The sequence below is a fragment of the Oscillibacter sp. UBA6647 genome (assembly GCA_002455655.1).
Taxonomy (GTDB): Bacteria; Bacillota; Clostridia; order Oscillospirales; family Oscillospiraceae; genus Oscillibacter.
On record DKLF01000101.1, the window covers coordinates 1 to 3,265 of the forward strand.

Genomic DNA, 3,265 nt, shown 5'->3' on the forward strand with positions numbered 1-3,265 from the left:
AGCGCCAGCGCCGCCGTCAGCGGCAGGTTTTCCAGCACAGCGGGGCGCGGAATGTCCGCAAAAATCTCCAGCCGCGCTTTTCCGTCCCCGCCTGCGCCAAATTCCTCATAGAGGACCACCGGTATCACCGTTGCCGCCAGAACCGTCAGCCGCTGGAGCTTCTCTCCGCCTTTTTTCAGCACCGCGCGGGCCAATTCCCACGCGCCCACACCGCATAGAGCCATGCTCAGCGCCACGGTGGCCGCAGAGGGCGCAAACCCCAAAACGAAAATCAGCGCCGGAATGCCGAGCACCGCCACCATCACCCGTTTGAACATACCATCAATCCTTATCTGTGAAGCAGCTCACTTCACGCCGCCGAACCGGCGGTCCCGTTTCTGATAGGCCGCCACGGCCCGGTCAATCCCCGCCTCGTCAAAGTCCGGCCAGAGAGTATCGGTGTAATAAAACTCGGAATAAGCGCACTGCCAAAGCAGGAAATTGCTCAACCGCAGCTCCCCGCTGGGGCGGATAATCAGCTCCGGGTCCGGAACTCCCGCGCTGTCCAGATATCCGGAAAAAGCGGCCTCGTCCAGTTCTTCGGGCTTGCACAGCCCGGCGGCGCAGTCGGCGGCAAAGCGCCGCGCGGCCCGCAAAAGCTCGTCCCGTCCGCCGTAATTCAAGCAGATGTTGGCCTGAAAGGCGTCCCGGCCCAAATGCTCCGTAATTTCATCCGTTTCCCGGGCCAAAGCCCGGAGCTCGGCGGGGATAGCCGTCATGTCACCGAAAAATTTCAGTCGGATGCTGTCCCGTTCCATGGAGTCGATGGCTTCCAGAAGATACCGCCTTAAAAGCGTCATGATGGCGCCCACCTCGGTTTCGGACCGTTTCCAGTTCTCCGTGGAAAAGGCGTACACCGTCAAATACTCAACGCCCAGATTCTTGCAGTAGGTGGCAATTTTACGAAAGGTTTCCGCCCCGGCCTTGTGTCCGGCGGTGCGGGGCAAGCCCCGCTTTTTCGCCCAGCGGCCGTTGCCGTCCATGATAATGGCAATGTGGCGGGGCAGGCGGCTTTTGTCCACCTGCCCCGCCTGCTTGCCTGAAATTTCGTTGATCATCAAATTGCCATCAATTCCTTTTCTTTGGCAGCAAGCATTTCTTCCAGCTTTTTGCAGCTATCGTCCGTCATTTTCTGAAGGTCTTTCTCCGCCTGCTTCAAATCGTCTTCGGTAATTTCCGTGGCCTTTTCCAGTTTTTTAAACGCTTCCATGGCATCTCTGCGGATGTTGCGTACAGCCACCTTGCCATTTTCCGCGTATTTGTGAATCTGCTTCACCAGTTCCTTGCGACGCTCCTCCGTCAGTTGGGGAAAGCCCAGACGCAGGCTCTTTCCGTCATTCTGCGGATTGATGCCCAGATCGGAATTCTGGATGGCCTTTTCAATGGACTTCAAGGCCGATGCGTCCCAGGGCTGAATCACCAAAGACCGGGGGTCCGGCGAGGCGATGGAGGCAATCTGCTGAATCGGCGTGGGGGTCCCGTAATAATCCACGCTGATGCGGTCCAGCACGGCGGCGTTGGCCCGGCCGGCACGCACGGCGGCGAAATCCGCCGCCACGGACTCGACGCTCTTTTTCATCTTGTCCTCGTAAATCTTGTACTCCTCTTTCTGCATAACGGTCACTCCTTCACGATCGTTCCGATTTTTTCCCCGCACACGGCGCGGATAATATTCTCAGGGTCCTTCAGGGCAAACAAAAGCACGGGAATGTGGTTGTCCATGGACAGGGACGTAGCCGTGGAGTCCATCACCGTCAGATGCTGGGCCAGCACGTCGTCATAGGTAATCGAGTCGTATTTCACTGCGGAGGGGTCCTTCGCCGGGTCGGCGGAATACACGCCGTCCACATTTTTGGCAAGCAGAATCACATCCGCCCCAATTTCAGCCGCCCGCAGAACAGCGGCGGTGTCTGTTGAGAAATAGGGGTTTCCAGTGCCGCAGCCGAAAATCACCACACGGCCCTTTTCAAGGTGGCGGATGGCCTTGGAGCGGATATAAGGCTCGGCAAAGGACCGCATCTCCACGGCGGTCTGCACCCGAACCTCCACGCCCCGCTGCTCCATCACGTCGGCCACCGCAAGGCAGTTTAAAACTGTTGCCAGCATACCCATGTGGTCTGCCCGGGTGCGCTCCATCTTTCCGCCGCCGTCCTTCACTCCGCGCCAGAAGTTTCCGCCGCCCACCACGACGCCCACCTGAACGCCCATGGCGATGCACTGTCCAATCACGTCGCACACTCTGCCGATCACTTCAAAATCAAGACCCGTGTGCTTATCCCCAGCCAACGCCTCTCCGCTGATTTTCAGCAGGACGCGCTTGTATACAGGTTTTGCCATCTTGCAAACCTCCGTTGTATTTCAGATAGCGTTATTCTATCAAATTTCACAGCCTTTGGAAAGGGGAAAAGCAAGTTTTTTCAAGAAAAAGCACAGGAGACTGCCGCCCCCTGTGCCGCTGCCGCTATTTCACTTTGCGCAGGCAGCCTCAAGCAGACCAATAAGTTGCTCCCGTCCCGTGCCTTTCTCTGCGGAAAAGGGCACAAGAGGCTCGTCGTCCACCATTTCCAGCGTCTGGCGGATGAGGGCCAGATTTGCCTCCACCTCACGGGCCTTCAGCTTGTCCAATTTGTTGGCAATCACGATCTCGGGGCAGCCGCTCTCCCGGAACCAGCCGTGCATAGTCACGTCGTCGGCGGTGGGCTTGTGGCGGGCGTCCACAATCAGAACGCCCACGGTAAGAATGTCGCCCTCGTCCTGAAAATAGCGCTCCATCAGACGGCCCCACCGCTCTTTTTCCGTCCGGCTCACCTTTGCATAGCCGTATCCCGGCAAATCCACCAGCCATGCTTTGCCGTCAACCTTGAAATAGTTGATTTGGGTGGTCTTTCCCGGCGTCGCACCCACATAGGCAAGGTTCCTCCGCCCCACCAGACGGTTGATCACCGAGGACTTACCCACATTGGACCGGCCCGCAAAGGCCATCTGTGGCAGTCCGTCCCGCAGGAAATCCTTGGGGTCTGCCGCCGAGCGGACAAATTCCGCTTTCATAAAATTCACCGGGAACTCACTTCCTCACTTTTATTTTTAAATACTCCGCCCCGCAAAGCGCGGGGACGGGACCGGTGACAAAGCCGCCGGTCCCCATCGCGCGCCCTCTGCCGCGCGCCGCACCGAAGCCGCATGCGCGGCCCCGCCAAACATATTCTTATTGCCGCAATGCGTCTCC

At 58.3% G+C, this 3,265-nt stretch carries 5 protein-coding genes; all 5 read right to left on the reverse strand.

Translation table 11 applies throughout. The features are described from left to right. Window positions 1-317: hypothetical protein (locus B2W96_RS07645; protein ID WP_293009695.1), on the reverse strand; the 317-nt coding region annotated here is incomplete at its 3' end. A 27-nt stretch (window positions 318-344) separates the two neighbouring features. Further along, window positions 345-1,097 (reverse strand): isoprenyl transferase, encoded by a 753-nt coding sequence (locus B2W96_RS07650; RefSeq protein WP_293009698.1) that lies wholly within the window; start codon window positions 1,095-1,097, stop codon window positions 345-347. Next, window positions 1,097-1,654 (reverse strand): ribosome recycling factor, encoded by a 558-nt coding sequence (gene frr, locus B2W96_RS07655; RefSeq protein WP_293009696.1) that lies wholly within the window; start codon window positions 1,652-1,654, stop codon window positions 1,097-1,099. Before frr ends, B2W96_RS07650 begins: the two co-directional genes overlap by 1 nt. Window positions 1,655-1,659: 5 nt before the next feature. Next, the gene (gene pyrH / locus B2W96_RS07660; protein ID WP_293009697.1) at window positions 1,660-2,376 is read right to left on the reverse strand and encodes a UMP kinase; all 717 of its coding nucleotides are present in this window, start codon (window positions 2,374-2,376) and stop codon (window positions 1,660-1,662) included. 129 nt (window positions 2,377-2,505) lie between these two features. Beyond that, a complete protein-coding gene (gene yihA / locus B2W96_RS07665) occupies window positions 2,506-3,087 on the reverse strand; it encodes a ribosome biogenesis GTP-binding protein YihA/YsxC (protein ID WP_293009699.1) in 582 nt (193 codons plus the stop codon). Window positions 3,088-3,265: the final 178 nt, after the last annotated feature.